This window comes from Mycobacterium sp. NBC_00419, assembly GCF_036023875.1.
Classification (GTDB): domain Bacteria; phylum Actinomycetota; class Actinomycetes; order Mycobacteriales; family Mycobacteriaceae; genus Mycobacterium.
The window spans coordinates 5,091,385-5,105,210 of sequence record NZ_CP107931.1 but is presented as its reverse complement, the minus strand read 5'-3'; the positions used below and the strand labels follow the sequence as shown (position 1 = coordinate 5,105,210).

Below are 13,826 nucleotides of genomic sequence, written 5' to 3'. Positions count from 1 at the left end.
TGATCGCGATGCCTCAGGTGACATTGTCGGACATCTGCGCCGAGCACCGGCGCCGTTTCCCGAATCAGATCGCAGTTGTCGACGGCCCGGTGCGATTGACCTGGCCAGAATTCGATGAGCGCGTGAACCAGGCCGCCCGACTGCTGTCTTCCAACGGGGTGCGGCGCGGCGACCGCGTGCTCTGGCTGGCCCAAACCTCGCACCGTTTCCTCGAGCTGATGATCGCCTGCGCCCGGATCGGCGCCATGATCTGTCCGGCCAACTGGCGCCAGTCGGCCGATGAATTCGCGTTCGTCATCGACGACTTCGCCCCCACCGTGGTGCTGTGGCAGAACGAGGAGATCGGTGACCGCATCGACGGAGCCCGGACACTGGTGAGCACGTCGGCCACCTGGATCCAACTCGACTCCGAGCGCTCCGACGGATATGACGCATTGCTCGCCGCGCAGAGCGGCGATCCGCTGGCACCATCCGGTGAGGCCGACGATGCGCTGCTCGTGATCTACACCGCCGCCATCGGTGGCCACCCCAACGGCTCCATGCTCAGCCAGCACAACCTCATCGCGATGGGCACCCTCACCGCAGGCGTGACGGGTGTGGACCACCGCAGTGTGTTCATCAACTCCGGCCCGCTCTTCCACATCGGCAACTTCCAGTTCGATTCCATGGCTACCTTCCTGTTCGGTGGTACCAACGTCTACATCCGGCGGGTGCAGGAGGACGAGCTGCTGACGCTGATCGCCGACGAACGCGCCACCTCCGCGTTCCTCATGCCGCCCACGATCTTCAAGCTCAAGGAGCTCAACGAGACCGCCAAGCTCGACATCTCCTCGCTGCGCGCCGGACCGATGTCCCCGGTGTGGGGCGATGCGCTGCCGCCGGATACCACCCCGTGGGGTACGGAGGCTGGTGGTTTCGGACAGACCGAGGTGACCGGATTGCCGATCATGAGTGCCTTCGGCGGCCGCGGAATAGGTAACTCCGGCCGGCCTTCGCCGTTGACTCAGGTGCGCATCGTCGGACCGGACGGCAACGAGGTACCCGACGGCACCGCGGGCGAGATCACGATCCGCGGCGAGACCGTGCATCTGGGGTACTGGAACCGGCCAGAGTTGAACGCGGCCCGGATGCGCGACGGCTGGTGGCACACCACCGATCTCGGGCGGCGCGAGCCGGACGGGACGCTGCAGTTCATGGGCACGATGACGCGGATGATCAAGTCGGCCGCCGAGAACATCTACCCCCAGGAAGTCGAGTCCTGCCTGACCAGCCATCCGGCGGTTCGCGAGGCCGCGATCATCGGGGTACCGGATCCGCGCTTCACCCAGTCCGTCAAGGCCGTCATCGTCCTCGAACCCGGGCAGAGCGCCAGCGCTGACGACATCATCGAGCACTGCCGCGCGCATATCGCCTCGTACAAGAAGCCGAAGTCGGTCGAGTTCATCGAGGCGATCCCACGGGTCGGCGGCCTCACCGACTACGAGGCACTGGATGAAATGTTCGGTGGCGGCGGCTATCCCGGCGGGGCCAACGTCAACGCCTGACCCGTCGTGGCCCGGTCTGGGTCGTCTACTGTTCGGTGAGTGACTGCTGCAGGATGTGCTTGCGCACCTTTCCTGCCGCGGTGCGCGGAAACTCCTCGACCACAAACCATTTCGCCGGGCGCTTACTAGGACTCAATACGCCCTCGGCGAACGCCGAGAGTTCGTCGGGCGTGACGGAGGCGCCTTCGACCGGCAGCACCGCAGCCGCCACCGTCTGGCCGAGGCGCCGATCCGGAAGGCCGAAAACGGCAACTTCCCGCACGGCGGGATGCGCCGAGAGCCGTTGTTCGAGCTCGGCCGGGTAGATGTTAGTGCCCCCACGAATGATCAGATCGCGCGATCTGCCGCTCATGTACAGGATTCCGGCATCGTCGAGCACGCAGATGTCTCCGGTCCGTCGCCATCCGGTGACGGTGGTGTCGGGCGCGAGGTCGCCACCCGGGCGGACGTAGCCCGACATGTTCAGCGGACCTCGGACGCACAGCTCACCCGGCTCCCCCACCCCAACGACGGCCCCTTCAAGATCGGCGATACAGTAATCGCGCCCGGGCAGCGGATGACCCAGTGACGTGGTACGCACCTCCGGCGAGTCCGCCGAGAATGTCATGGTCATGCAGGGTGCTTCGCTTTGGCCGTAAGCGATGTTGAACCGAATGCCCAGTCGCTCTTCGACATCGGCGATCAGATTCGGGTCGACATCGGTCGCGCCGCCGAGCACGGTACGAACCGACGCGAAGTCCGATGGCGCCACGTCCGGTTGGTCGAGCAGGTCGATCAGCATCGTCGGCACCATCCCGATGAAACTGGGCCGGGTCTCGCGCACCGCCCGGAGCGCCACCTCCGCGGAGAACCGTTCGATGACGGTGTAGGCCGACGCAATCGACAGGCAGGACAACATGCCCGAGACCAGTCCGCCGACGTGGTACAGCGGGAGCGGATTGAGCCATACCTCGCCGGAGAGGCTGCCGGTACCCTCGGCGAAGAACCTGGCGGCGTTGAGTGCCGCACGATGAGACAGGCTCGCCGGTTTCGGCCGGCCGGTTGTTCCCGACGTGTACTGCACCAGGAACTCGTCCTCCACCGAACCCGTCTGCCACGCGCGCTCGGGAGCCGGGGCCCAGTCACCCATAGGTCGCACCGGGGCGTCGCTGCCCGCTTCGACGCATGCCTCGACGGCACGGCCACACAGCACATGGTCACCGGACCGATCATCGACCACGAGGGCGCCGACGGTGAAATCTCCTAGTACGGAGATGATCTCGTCGATCGTGGTTGCCGGGCTCAGCGGCACGATGGGCATACCGGCAAGGCTGGCCCCATAAGCGGTGACGATCCATTCCGCGGAGTTGCCGCCGAGGATCACCACTCGGGCCCGAGCGGGGTTGATCCTCAGCAGTTCGTATGCCGCTGCCGACGCCTGGGTCGCAAGTTGCGACCAGGTCATCGTCTCGACCCCGGTTCGGGTCAGCCACATCAACGCGGGCTGATCAGGGCGCTCGCTGGCGACCCGTACCAGTGTCTGACCGACGGTCTCCCCGGTCAGGTGAGCGGCGTTGGCGAGCTTGACATACGAGAAGCCCGCCAGCTCCTCGGCATCTGGTCCGAGCTCCGCGAGCGTCAACGACGACGCAGCACTGGCACTTTCGGTCATCGCGACACACTATCCGGGTAGATCGGTTCATCGATACGGCCACCGGGGTGATGAACCGCAACAGCGGAAGCGGTGACCTTCCCGCCGCTGCGGATCTCAGCGGAGGTCAAGAAGACCGAGCCGGTCTGGCCGGCAGACTGGGCCCACAGCGAGAGCTCCTCGTCCAGCGGTGTCGGGCGAAGGTAGGTGATGGTCAGAGTCCGGGTGTAACCGAATCGGCCATGCGCCATGATCGCGATGCTGGTCAGCTCGTCGAGCAATGCTGCCACCACCCCGCCGTGCGCCGTCGAGATGGGTCCCGCGTGGATTGGCGACAACGTGACCGTTCCCAACAGTTCCCTACCGTCGACCCGCAGCGAGGCCTCACCCGAGATGGGGTTCAGCTTCCCCAGGAACGGACTGTACGGAATCGTCCGGCAGACGTCGTCCGGATCCCACTGCAAAACAACCTCGTTCGGTGGGGACAGTTGCTCTGCTGCGTACGGTGGCGCAGCGATATGCGGTTCCAGCAAGGCACTGGCCTGTTCGATGAGGTCCTTGATGTGGGGCACCTCGGAGGCGGGGACGTCAGAGGTGCGAACCGCATTCAGAAGTTTCTTGACCGTCTCGACCAGACTCGGCTGACCGGCCGTCATCCGAGGGTCTCGTCAGTGATGCCGTAACGCGGTAGCGCACCGATCGCCCACGGTTCCATGACGCCGTAGCCGGTCTCATCGCCACACACACAGTCGACGGCGATCTCTTCGCAGCCGTAGAGTTCATCGAGATCTGCCTTGCTGCGCAGGTCCATGACCTCACCGGCGACGTCGAGGGCGCCGCGATACCCGCCCTGCCACCAGCCACGGAAGCCGAAGTAGCCGCCTCCGCGGAAGTAGTAGACCAGGTCCTTCCAGGAGCAGGTGATGTCCCGCGATGTGCCATCTTCCAGTTCCGCATGGGCCCGCAGTGATTTCGCCCGTCGGGTGCCCGGCCAGAATTCGAAGTCCAGGTCAAGGCTGGTGATACGCAGCCGGGGCCGCTCGCCGTCGGCAAAGGCAATGAATCCCTCGGTTGTTCCGGTGCTGGACTTCATCGGTCGGCCGTCGGGCCCCTGGGTGAATGTCGATGACAGGCACCAGGTTCCGAAGCTGAAGTTGAGGTAGCCGTGCAGGACACCCTGGCCGTGTCCTGGAGCAGGGCGCAGTCCGGTCTCAGGAACTGCAGTCGGGTCGTTGAACCAGAACGAGTTGGGATTCGGAATGCCGGTCATTGTGCGGATTCCCCAGGACCGGTCCTTGTAGGCGTAGCTACGCTCCGGATCAAGCGTGTAGGTGCGCCCTTCCACGGTGACGGTGCCGCTGGCACGGCCGGGCTGGAAGTATCGGATGGTGTGGTTTCCGGTGATACCGCGATCACGTCTCTCACCCGGTGAACCGACGATCGGCGCAAAGTTGCTTTCGTAGGTGACGTCATAGCTGACGCCGAGTTCATTCTCGGCCAACATGATTCGGTTATGACTCGGCGCGCGCACGACCTCCCACGAGATCGGCCCGACGGTGGTGCTGTCCAGTTCGGGACGGAGCTCGCGGGTCGCACGCACGTTGTACTGCCTGCCCGGTACCGTGACGCCGGCAAAGGCATCCATGACATCGCGGTTGCTGTACTTGCCGATTCCGGCGCTGACCATGATCTCGCCGGAGACGTCGTAGGCGACGATATAGCCCTTCTCAGTCCAATTGCGATCAGTCGTGCCGACCTGTTCGAAACTGCCCACCATCTGGTGGTTCAGGTATTCATCGGCGGCCGTGAGGATTACGTCAGTCATGAGTTTCCGATCGTGATTCAGTGGACGCGCATGAGCTGCGCGAGCCTGCGGGTAGGAACGTTCTCGGTGAGATAGTTCGGCGGGAAATCGAGTTCGGGCGGGCTCAGCAGCACGGTCATGACCAACATGGTCGCCATCCGCAAAGCCTGCAGAATCCGGTGATACTCATAGTTGCGGATGCCCCTGCCAACCGCCCGCTGGTAGTGCGCGACAGTCTCGGCCGCATCGGGTAGTCCGGGAAGCCTTGGGACGTTGTTGAGTTCGGCGACAACCTCGTCGACGAGCAGGAAGTAGGCCAGGTCGCCCTCGGGCGCTCCGTAATGTGCCAGTTCCCAATCGAGCGCGGCAGCGACCTGTCCATCGCGGTAGATGATGTTGCCCGGCCGGGCGTCACCCCAGCACAGGACGACGTCCAGGTTGTCGGGCATCGTGGTGCGCAACTGGTCGAGTGCCTGCCAGAGCACGGGAACCTCAGCGTCGATGGATCGGAGTTGAGATTCGATTCGCGCTAGCAAGGCCGCGATGGCCTCCTGCCCGTTGCCGGGCGAGCCCATCGAGGTGGGCAACGTCAGGGATGACGGATCTAATCGGTGAAGATCCGCCATCACATCGACGGCCGCAAACCACATCTGGCGCCGTCGCTCGACGGTGGCCTCGAAGAACAGGCCGTGCCCGTGGAAGCCCGGCCGGTAGCCTGAGGCTACCTCGCCGCGGACGCGGTTCATCAGGAACGCCGGAACACCGAGAGTGTCCGTTTCCTCGAGGAACCATGCCAGCCTCGGTACGGGGATGGCGGTTTCAGCCAGAGCTGCCATGACGTCGTACTGCAGATGAAGGTCATCATCGGGGAACAAAGTCTGGTCGGGTGGCACCGCCCGCAGCACCATCTCACGGCGGTGTGGTCCCGTGGCGTCACTCCAGGTGAGATCCGTAAACAGTGTCACGTTGGAAAATCCCGAGCTTGCCGGACTGAACGGCGTCAGCGTGACGGAATCGGCCTGCGGCATCCTCGCTGCGATCCAGTCTGCAAGGTCCGCACGCCGACTCGCGAAGTAGTCGATGCTTCCCATATCACTGGCCGCGGGGGCTGCGCCGGGGCGCCAATCCGTGCGACGGGGCGATCTCGCCGTAGGCGAACCAGTGCGCCGGTTCACGGACGTCACCGATACGCCGCCAACGACCTTCGATCTGTGGGTTGGGCATCGGCATGAAGTCGACCATCCGGCCGCGGGAGTCCGGCAGGAACTCCCAGTCCTCGCCCGGCGCGTGAACCTCGATACGCGTTGGCCACGTGCCGCTTTCGTCGAGTTCGACACGTCCGTCGACGTCGGTAGTGCGGCGCACCCGTCCGTCGTGATCGCACAGCAACAGCATGCCGAGTCCGTCATGCCCCAGCATGAAATGCCCGGCGTCCAGGGACCCGTCGGTGTAGCGCGTGGCCCAGGTGTACCAGGTGACGTGCAACTTGTTCCCAACCAGGAGATCGTCCTGGTAGATCAATCCATTGGCGTAGAGATCGTCGGCGCCATAGAACCCGCGCACCGGCCGTCCGAGGATCTCGCCGTGCACTTCGTACAGTTGCGACACGTAGTAGTAGCCCTCGTCGGTGCCGTGTGTCGCCGCTGGCAGATGCCACTGCAGGCCCGGCTCGATCAGGGTGCCGTGCAGATCCATGGTGCCGTCTTCGACCCAGGTGGACGTCGTCGCATCGACCTCGAACCGAAACGGTTGGCCTTCGGCACCAACCGGGCTGTGAATCGCAGTAATACCCCCACGGTGGTCCCTGACGAAACCTTCGTTACGCGCCGATGCCCTGCTGGCCTCGTGCACGTGCAGATCGTCCGCGCCGAGCGTGGTCTGCAGATAGAAGCGCTTGCGACCGCCGCCGTTGCGTTCAGGCACCCGGAGAACGGTGTAGAGCTGACCCTCGTCGTCACGCAGACTGCCATAGAGGAACAGTGCCGACCACGCGAGGCCGAACCAACGACGTTGCGCGGCAACCTCGGCGGGGTCACTGTCATGCTCGCCGAGCAGTAGTTGGTAGTGGAACTGGCCGCGCTTGGACAACCCGTCGAATGTCGTAGTAGTCATGGTGATGCGAGTCTGCGGCCCTGTGCACCGCACCTACAAGACCGGAATGGTGCTACCACTCTGAGTGATAGCACCAGATGCCTCCGCCGCTTTGGCATGATGATTTGCCATGGCGTCCGACTCAGAGCAGCGCCGCCGCGAGCTCGCGGCCTTCCTCAGTGCCCGCCGGGCAGCTTTGTCACCAGAGCAGGTCGGTCTGCGCGCTGGCCTTCGCCCCCGTCGTGTCCGGGGCCTTCGGCGCGAGGAGGTCGCCAACCTCGCCGGCGTCAGCTACAGCTGGTACACCCGGCTGGAACAGGGGCAGGACATCCAGGCAACCGTCGAGGTGATCGACAGCATCGCCGAGGCACTCCGACTGACCGACGACGAGCACCGGCATCTGCGCCGGCTTGCGGCGCTGCCGCTGGGTGCCGCGGACAACCACGACGAGACCGTCGACGAACACACTCGCCAACTACTAGCCACGCTGCTGCCGTCTCCGGCGTACGTTTTGGGACCTCGGTCGGACTATCTGGCCTGGAACGACGCGCTGTCGGCGGTGTTCTGCGATGTCGGCGCTCTGCCGAGGGATCGGCGCAATGTGCTGTGGGCGACCTTCGCCGTTGACGGCGTCCGCGACTCCCTGGCGGACTGGGAAGGGCATGCCCGCCGTGTCGTCGGGCAATTCCGGGCGGAAGCCGCGGCCCATCCCACAGACCCGCGATTCGGGGCACTGGCCGACGAATTGGCTTCAATCAGTGCAGAATTCCGGCTGTGGTGGTCCAGCCACGAGGTGGTGCGGGCAGCCGGCGGAGCACAGTCGTTTCGCCACCCTGCTGCCGGCGAGCTGTCGACGCATCTGATGCAGTTTCGGATACTCGACCGACCCGCGCTGAAGTTGATCATCCACCACCCCTCGACCGATGCCGATCTGGACAAGCTCAACCAGATTCGCGGCTCAGCACAGTGGGATGCTCGGGTCAACTGACCTTCAGTGACGATGTTGACGCTGAATTATGTAGACGATAGCCTGCGACCAGTTCGGCACGCCAACACATCTCAGATGACGCACCGGCTCTGTCGCGGGCGACGGCACCCCCTTGCGCTCGGGACATGCCCCGACCGGCCACCGGACTCATAGCGGTCGATCCATGGAGATGAGTCGTAACAGTGAATATCGCAGGACCAATTCTTGTCACCGGCGCGACCGGCGCTCAGGGCGGTGCAGTCGTCGACGCCCTCTTGGACGCTGGCGCCGATGTACGTGCGCTCGTTCGCAACCCGCAATCGGCGACGGCGGCGCAACTCGCCGAGCGGGGAGTTGATCTGGTGCGTGGAGACTTCGAGGATCCCGAGAGCCTAACGAAGGCGGTAGACGGCACCTACGGAGTGTTCTCGATGCAGATGCCGCCGACGCCGAAAGACCCGGAGGTGGAGGTGCGTACCGGCCGGGCGCTCGTTGCGGCTGCGCGCACAGCAGGGGTCGAGGTCTTCGTGCACACATCGGTGGCACGCGCCGGTGACCATGAGAAGTTTGCCGGGTGGGCCGAACAGCGATGGTGGCCGGTCTACTGGCTCAGCAAGGCAGCCGTGAACGACATCGTGCGCAGCGCGGGATTTCCCAAGTGGGTTGTGCTCAAACCCGCCTTCATGATGGACAACTTCATCCCACCCAAGTCGCACTACCTGTTTCCGCCACTGGCCGCAGGCCGACTACACACTGCGTTAGCCGATGACACGCGGATGCATCTGATCGCCGCCGCCGACGTCGGGAGATTCGCCGCAGCCGCCTTTGCCGATCCGGATCGCCATCACGGTCAAGAGATCGATCTGGCTGCCGATGCGCTCACCATGGCCGAGGTGGCACAGGTGATTTCGGCAATCACCACGGTGCCGATCTCCGTCAAGGGGCTGCCTCGAGATGAGGCCATCGCCTCGGGTACCTCCTCGCTGGTAGTGGGCAACCAGGAATGGGCGAACGTCGAAGGCTACGCGGTGGACCTCGATGTCGCTCGCTCTCGAGGCATCGCTCTGGAGCGATTCGCAGATTGGGCGAATCGGCACGCCGACCAGTTCGACATCGCACCGTCGTAAGGCCGCCAAGTGCTACCGGGGTGAGGCTGCGCCAGAACTGCAACCCTTCGGGCCGCCAGATTATTCAGTGCGCCCCGCGAGCGGCCGTGCCGACGGATCGGCGGGATAGAACTGGCGAGCCCAGCGTCGCAGATCGGCGAACGCGCGGCCCTCGCGCGACGCCAGTGCCGGCGGGTCCTCGAAGATCTGGTGTTGCCAGATCTCGATGTCATTGGGTAGTTGCGCGGTAGCCGCCACCAGGCGGGCCTCGACGACGCCCGGGACATCGTCGCCGTCGAGCTTCTCCAACCACACGGTCTGGAGGAGCTCGCTGGACTCAGCGTCGACCGGCGTCGTCGACAGCAGAATCACGGTGTTCTGACTGCCGGAAAGCGCGGTGAGGTTGAGCCCCACCCCTGCGACCAGAATGCTCAGGGTGTCGCCGTCATGACTCGACGGGTCCATCTCGATCCAGCGCCGTCCGAACCCGATTTGACTGAACCACAACGCATCCCGCTCCCACCGCCGCAGGAAGACCGGATGGTCGCGAGTGCCGTGGACGTAGCGGAAGTGGATGGGGTCCGCGGCGTTCTCGGACACCAACTGCGGGTGCAGTGTCAAACGGCCGTAGTTGATCCGGGCGCTCTCGGTGGGTTCGTGGAACTCGCGGTGGGCGACGTGTGGGGCCGTGTCGACGAAGATATCGGGCACCTGCCACTGCGGGGGGCCGCCGGTGGAGTCGTGCCATAAATACGCAACCCCGGCATGCTCGTACGTCGACCATGCCTGCAACGTTCTCGAGCGGTTTGGCCGGTCGGGCTGATAGGCAATGTATCGATTGGTTCCGTCCGGCCCCCAGTGCCAGCCGTGGAACGGGCAGACGACGCAGTCGCCCTCCACCCTGCCGCCATACCCGAGGTGGCCACCGAGATGACGGCAGTGCGCTTCCAAGACGGTCAGCGTCCCCTGCCCGGACCGGTAGGCCACAAGGTCACGGCCGAAGTAGTGCAGCGGTCGCACCACCTCGTGGGGGAAGTCGGCCGACCAGCCGATCTGGAACCAGCCGGTGGGCCGCCAATGCGGGACAAGGCGGTTCCCACCCTGTTCACTCGACGGCGACGACAGCTCTCCGGGCGTTGCTGCCCTCACCGATTCCATCTCGTCTTGTCGACGGTGTAGAGGTACGGCAGGACGAACACCGGGGAAAGGTAGAAGAGGTTGAACAGCCACCAACCCAGACCGAACTCGCTGCTGGCGATTCGCTCCTGAAAGTCAAGGCTGAGGGCCATGGTGTAACCGGCCCAGAGCATCAGGTAGAGCCAGGAGGAGATCTTCATGAAGTGCAGTCCCCAGGTCTTCATCTGCAGGAAGGCCCACGCGCTGACGACCCGCATCGGCATGACGATGAAGACGGCAAGCAGTTGCCACATCTTCTCGGTGTGATTGGCTACCCCGCCGAGTGCACCTTCGTTGTAGTGCAGGAAGAAGGCACCGTCGAAGAACCTGCCGTAACCGGTGATGAACGTCTCGCCGAGGACGGTGTTGTGCGCGAAGGTGTCCAGCGACCACGGCATGAAGTTGATCATTCCGTCGATCATGCAGAATGTCCCGATAACCGTTGCAGCCCAGGGCCTTACGTTGGTGCCGGCTTTGACCGAACGCCATAGTTTGTAGAGCCCGACAAACAGCGGGATGGCCCCGAACGGCCCCAGCAGCATGGTGCCGCAGGCCAGAATGCCCGCGGCGAGCCACCCGTCGGCCGGTTCGACCCACCGGCGATCCGTTGCACCGACCGACTGCTCGAGCGTCGAGGAACTCTCTTTCAGGACCATCCGAACCTCACAAGGATTGCAGGAAACATGGCTACGCACTCGACAATCAAGCCGATCAGCAGGAAGAAGCAGACAAAGGTCAGGATCTTATGCAGCGCCGAGGCGCCATTCTCTACCTCGGCGTTGGCCGAGGCTGGCGCTTGCTCGGCGGGCACGAGACGGCTACCGAGGAACCACCAGGCAGCGATGATCAGCAGATCGGCAACAGCCATGCCGACCAAAAGGAGCGCATCGTTGAGCATGTTCGACCTATCCGTAGTGGGCGGCTTGCAGGAAGTGCACGGTGAGAATGGTTGCCAGCCACAACCCCGTCAGAATGAAGAAGCCGATTACTCCGGCCATCCGTGAATTCATTGTCGCCCTTTCACTTTCGATTCCCTGATCGCTCGTTCGCCGAGCTCGGTCTTGAGCCCGCTGAGCAGGATGTCCAACGCCGACGCGAAGGTGTCGATATCGGTCTTGTTGCGTGCGCGGCCTTGCACGGCGACGCGCGCCCCCAGCCATAGGTAGGTCACCGCGCGGTAGACGTACACCGCCTCGTCGAGACTCAGTCCCTGAGCCTGCAGTGCATCCATTCCCCCACGCCTCATGAGGTTGGCCTGCGGGGATTCCGGTGAGCGCGAGACGATCTCCATATCCAGGCCGGGATACCGATCGACCAGAGCCTGCATGCCCAGCATCTGGGCACGCAGCGCAAGCCAACAGTCGCCGCCGTCCGGGGAGATTCTCGGCGCCTCACTGAGCACCTTCTCGACCACCATGGTGACCAGTTCTTCACGCCCCGAAACGTGCTTGTACAACGCACCCGGGGTGACCTGGAGCTTGTCACTCAGACTGCGCATCGTCAGGTCGGCGAGTCGGTGTTGTGCGATCTCGAGGGCCGCATCGACGATCACGTCTGTGTTGATGCGATCCTGGCGGTTCTTCGGGCGTCCAGCCATATGGCCATAGTAAACATGGTTTACTTTGATATGCAAGGCTCAGATTGTCGGCGTCTCAACATTGCTCTGCCACGACCCGTGGGGCGCGCGCGTCCTCAATGAGGCTGCGGGACAGTGGATTTGCGATGGCATGAGGACCCTCACGCGTCACCATGGGCGCGGTGGAGCCCCTGGCGCGCCGCACCGAATCAGCTGAGGTGCGTCTCAGATGGTCAGCGAAATGTCGTGCAACCGTCCCGCAAGGAAGTCGGGGCGGCCCATCAGGCGGGGCAGCAGCCGTCGGCGGGCGAACCGCCAGCCTTCCGGTGTGCGAACGACCTCATCCCGGTACACCCCGAGGAAGAGAATGCCCTTCTGGTCCTTGGAAGTGCGGGCCCACTCGGTGATCGGGAAATTGGTGGTGGCCCGGTCGCCGTCGACCTCCACCAGTCCCTGGTGCAACGTTTGGAAGACGAAGTCCAACGTGGACACCGTCTTCGAGATCGTCTCGAAGATGGCAGCCCTACCGACAGCATCCTCGGTTGTCGGGCTAGAGAGAATTCCGTCCTCGGCGTACGTCTGCACCGCCTCCTGCACTTCGAAGCGGCACATCGCCTCGGAGTAACTCGCGGCCAGATGGTTGATCGCGATGATGTCGGCAACCTGACTGGGTGTCGGATCGGAGATGATCATGGCGTTCCTTACTTGCGGCGGGCGAGACCGGCGCATCGCGGCTTCGTTCGAACAACAATAACGTCCACCGTGGCCTAAAAGTGCAATACCCCTGCGGCACGCGAAGACCCCGGGTATGAGATGCCGCCATCTCATACCCGGGGTCTCGTGAATGATGATTTCCGGTACCTGACCAGTGCTAGCGCACCGGCCCGACCTGCCGCCTGCGACGGATGCCGTGGGAGGGATAGGTTTCGCCCCAGCACCACCAGACCTCCGGGCGACGGTCTTCGCCCGGACGGTGCATCCACCCTTCTTGCTGAGGATTGGGGAGATCGCCGAAGCTCGTCATGCGGCCCCGCGGGTCGGGGTCGAAGCGCCAAGCCTGGCCTCCGACCGTGAAATGCACGTGCCGCGCCCAGTACCCGTCGGGTTCTTTCTCCACGGTGACCTCGATGTCGTCGGTGGCGACCTCCATGCCGTCACTCGTGCTGATGAACGCCACGCCGGATCGACCATGCCCGGCGGCGAACTGTCCGACCTCCCAGGACCCATCGGTATATCGGGTTCCCCAGGTGTACCAGGCCAGTTCCAGCCCCTCGCTGGTCTTCTCGCCGACCCACGGATCGGAGACGTAGAGTCGGCGCCCGGGAGCAAGGTAGACCTGATCGAACCCGATGAAGCCACGGATCGGACGGCCCAACAAGGTGCCCTCGCCGAAGTAGAACTGCGAGCAGTAGATCATCCGGTCATGTGGGCGGGGAAGGTACCACTGTGTTCCTGATCCGATCAGCGGCCCGCTGATGTCGAGCAGGTCGGCCTCGATCCAGCTGATCTCGGACCCCGTCCAGCGCAACTGCGACTGGTTACCCTCCGCACCTGCCGAACTAGACATCTCGAAGGTATCCCCGACCAATTGTCGGTTGATGCTCGCATTCGAGACCGCGTACCTGCCGGCGCGATCGATGGTCAGATTCTTACCGTCGCCGCGCGTGCTGAACACGATGATCTTGCCGGTGTTGTCCTGGGCACCAGGCCATTGCCGACGCACGATGGAGTACAGCTCGCCCTCGTCATCCCGAAAGGTCCCATAAGGAACGATCTCAGCCAGTGGTAGACCCAGCAGTCCCTCACCACCGTCGAGCGCCCGCGGGTCGGGCGTCGCCAAGCTGAACAGCGTCGCCGCCTCGAAGTCACCGTAGGGTGCCCATTGGGCCATCTATATTTCCTTTCCTTGCAAATGGTCTGATGACGCCCTCC

At 64.0% G+C, this 13,826-nt stretch carries 14 protein-coding genes; 3 read left to right on the top strand and 11 right to left on the bottom strand.

Annotated elements, in window-relative coordinates; all coding sequences use genetic code 11:
- Window positions 1–8: 8 nt before the first annotated feature.
- Complete coding sequence (locus tag OG976_RS24450) at window positions 9–1,544, top strand: AMP-binding protein (RefSeq protein ID WP_328354864.1); 1,536 nt, start codon at window positions 9–11, stop codon at window positions 1,542–1,544.
- A 25-nt stretch (window positions 1,545–1,569) separates the two neighbouring features.
- Here OG976_RS24450 and OG976_RS24445 read toward each other — a convergent pair whose 3' ends face one another.
- The 5 genes from OG976_RS24445 to OG976_RS24425 form a co-directional block, all read right to left on the bottom strand.
- Entirely contained in the window at window positions 1,570–3,195 is a 1,626-nt protein-coding gene (locus tag OG976_RS24445; protein ID WP_328354861.1) for a class I adenylate-forming enzyme family protein, read from the bottom strand.
- Entirely contained in the window at window positions 3,192–3,830 is a 639-nt protein-coding gene (locus OG976_RS24440; protein ID WP_328354859.1) for a PaaI family thioesterase, read from the bottom strand. Before OG976_RS24440 ends, OG976_RS24445 begins: the two co-directional genes overlap by 4 nt.
- Window positions 3,827–4,999 (bottom strand): hypothetical protein, encoded by a 1,173-nt coding sequence (locus OG976_RS24435; protein ID WP_328354857.1) that lies wholly within the window; start codon window positions 4,997–4,999, stop codon window positions 3,827–3,829. Before OG976_RS24435 ends, OG976_RS24440 begins: the two co-directional genes overlap by 4 nt.
- A 17-nt stretch (window positions 5,000–5,016) precedes the next feature.
- On the bottom strand, window positions 5,017–6,006 hold the full coding sequence (locus OG976_RS24430) for a phosphotransferase family protein (RefSeq protein ID WP_328354855.1): 990 nt from the start codon (window positions 6,004–6,006) through the stop codon (window positions 5,017–5,019).
- A 64-nt stretch (window positions 6,007–6,070) separates the two neighbouring features.
- On the bottom strand, window positions 6,071–7,090 hold the full coding sequence (locus tag OG976_RS24425; protein ID WP_328354853.1) for a hypothetical protein: 1,020 nt from the start codon (window positions 7,088–7,090) through the stop codon (window positions 6,071–6,073).
- A gap of 109 nt (window positions 7,091–7,199) precedes the next feature.
- Here OG976_RS24425 and OG976_RS24420 point away from each other — a divergent pair, with 109 nt between their 5' ends.
- Window positions 7,200–8,057 (top strand): helix-turn-helix transcriptional regulator, encoded by an 858-nt coding sequence (locus OG976_RS24420; protein WP_328354850.1) that lies wholly within the window; start codon window positions 7,200–7,202, stop codon window positions 8,055–8,057.
- A 182-nt stretch (window positions 8,058–8,239) separates the two neighbouring features.
- The gene (locus OG976_RS24415; protein ID WP_328354847.1) at window positions 8,240–9,163 is read left to right on the top strand and encodes an NmrA family NAD(P)-binding protein; all 924 of its coding nucleotides are present in this window, start codon (window positions 8,240–8,242) and stop codon (window positions 9,161–9,163) included.
- A 60-nt stretch (window positions 9,164–9,223) separates the two neighbouring features.
- On the opposite strand, the gene OG976_RS24410 is transcribed toward OG976_RS24415, so the two are convergent.
- The 6 genes from OG976_RS24410 to OG976_RS24385 form a co-directional block, all read right to left on the bottom strand.
- Entirely contained in the window at window positions 9,224–10,291 is a 1,068-nt protein-coding gene (locus tag OG976_RS24410) for a Rieske 2Fe-2S domain-containing protein (RefSeq protein ID WP_328354844.1), read from the bottom strand.
- On the bottom strand, window positions 10,288–10,974 hold the full coding sequence (locus OG976_RS24405) for a hypothetical protein (RefSeq protein ID WP_328354842.1): 687 nt from the start codon (window positions 10,972–10,974) through the stop codon (window positions 10,288–10,290). The genes OG976_RS24410 and OG976_RS24405 overlap by 4 nt, the downstream gene beginning before the upstream one ends.
- Entirely contained in the window at window positions 10,965–11,216 is a 252-nt protein-coding gene (locus OG976_RS24400) for a hypothetical protein (RefSeq protein WP_328354840.1), read from the bottom strand. The genes OG976_RS24405 and OG976_RS24400 overlap by 10 nt, the downstream gene beginning before the upstream one ends.
- 108 nt (window positions 11,217–11,324) lie before the next feature.
- Window positions 11,325–11,915, bottom strand: a complete 591-nt coding sequence (locus OG976_RS24395; protein ID WP_328354837.1) for a TetR/AcrR family transcriptional regulator — start codon at window positions 11,913–11,915, stop codon at window positions 11,325–11,327.
- 204 nt (window positions 11,916–12,119) lie between these two features.
- Entirely contained in the window at window positions 12,120–12,587 is a 468-nt protein-coding gene (locus OG976_RS24390) for a nuclear transport factor 2 family protein (RefSeq protein WP_328354835.1), read from the bottom strand.
- Between the two features lie 178 nt (window positions 12,588–12,765).
- On the bottom strand, window positions 12,766–13,785 hold the full coding sequence (locus OG976_RS24385) for a hypothetical protein (protein WP_328354832.1): 1,020 nt from the start codon (window positions 13,783–13,785) through the stop codon (window positions 12,766–12,768).
- Between the last annotated feature and the right edge of the window lie 41 nt (window positions 13,786–13,826).

Coding starts and splice junctions, on each gene's coding strand:
- OG976_RS24450 (WP_328354864.1), top strand. CDS start 9: ATGCCTCAGGTGACATTGTCGGACATCTGCGCCGAGCACCGGCGCCGT.
- OG976_RS24445 (WP_328354861.1), bottom strand. CDS start 3,195: ATGACCGAAAGTGCCAGTGCTGCGTCGTCGTTGACGCTCGCGGAGCTC.
- OG976_RS24440 (WP_328354859.1), bottom strand. CDS start 3,830: ATGACGGCCGGTCAGCCGAGTCTGGTCGAGACGGTCAAGAAACTTCTG.
- OG976_RS24435 (WP_328354857.1), bottom strand. CDS start 4,999: ATGACTGACGTAATCCTCACGGCCGCCGATGAATACCTGAACCACCAG.
- OG976_RS24430 (WP_328354855.1), bottom strand. CDS start 6,006: ATGCCGCAGGCCGATTCCGTCACGCTGACGCCGTTCAGTCCGGCAAGC.
- OG976_RS24425 (WP_328354853.1), bottom strand. CDS start 7,090: ATGACTACTACGACATTCGACGGGTTGTCCAAGCGCGGCCAGTTCCAC.
- OG976_RS24420 (WP_328354850.1), top strand. CDS start 7,200: ATGGCGTCCGACTCAGAGCAGCGCCGCCGCGAGCTCGCGGCCTTCCTC.
- OG976_RS24405 (WP_328354842.1), bottom strand. CDS start 10,974: ATGGTCCTGAAAGAGAGTTCCTCGACGCTCGAGCAGTCGGTCGGTGCA.
- OG976_RS24400 (WP_328354840.1), bottom strand. CDS start 11,216: ATGCTCAACGATGCGCTCCTTTTGGTCGGCATGGCTGTTGCCGATCTG.
- OG976_RS24395 (WP_328354837.1), bottom strand. CDS start 11,915: ATGGCTGGACGCCCGAAGAACCGCCAGGATCGCATCAACACAGACGTG.
- OG976_RS24390 (WP_328354835.1), bottom strand. CDS start 12,587: ATGATCATCTCCGATCCGACACCCAGTCAGGTTGCCGACATCATCGCG.
- OG976_RS24385 (WP_328354832.1), bottom strand. CDS start 13,785: ATGGCCCAATGGGCACCCTACGGTGACTTCGAGGCGGCGACGCTGTTC.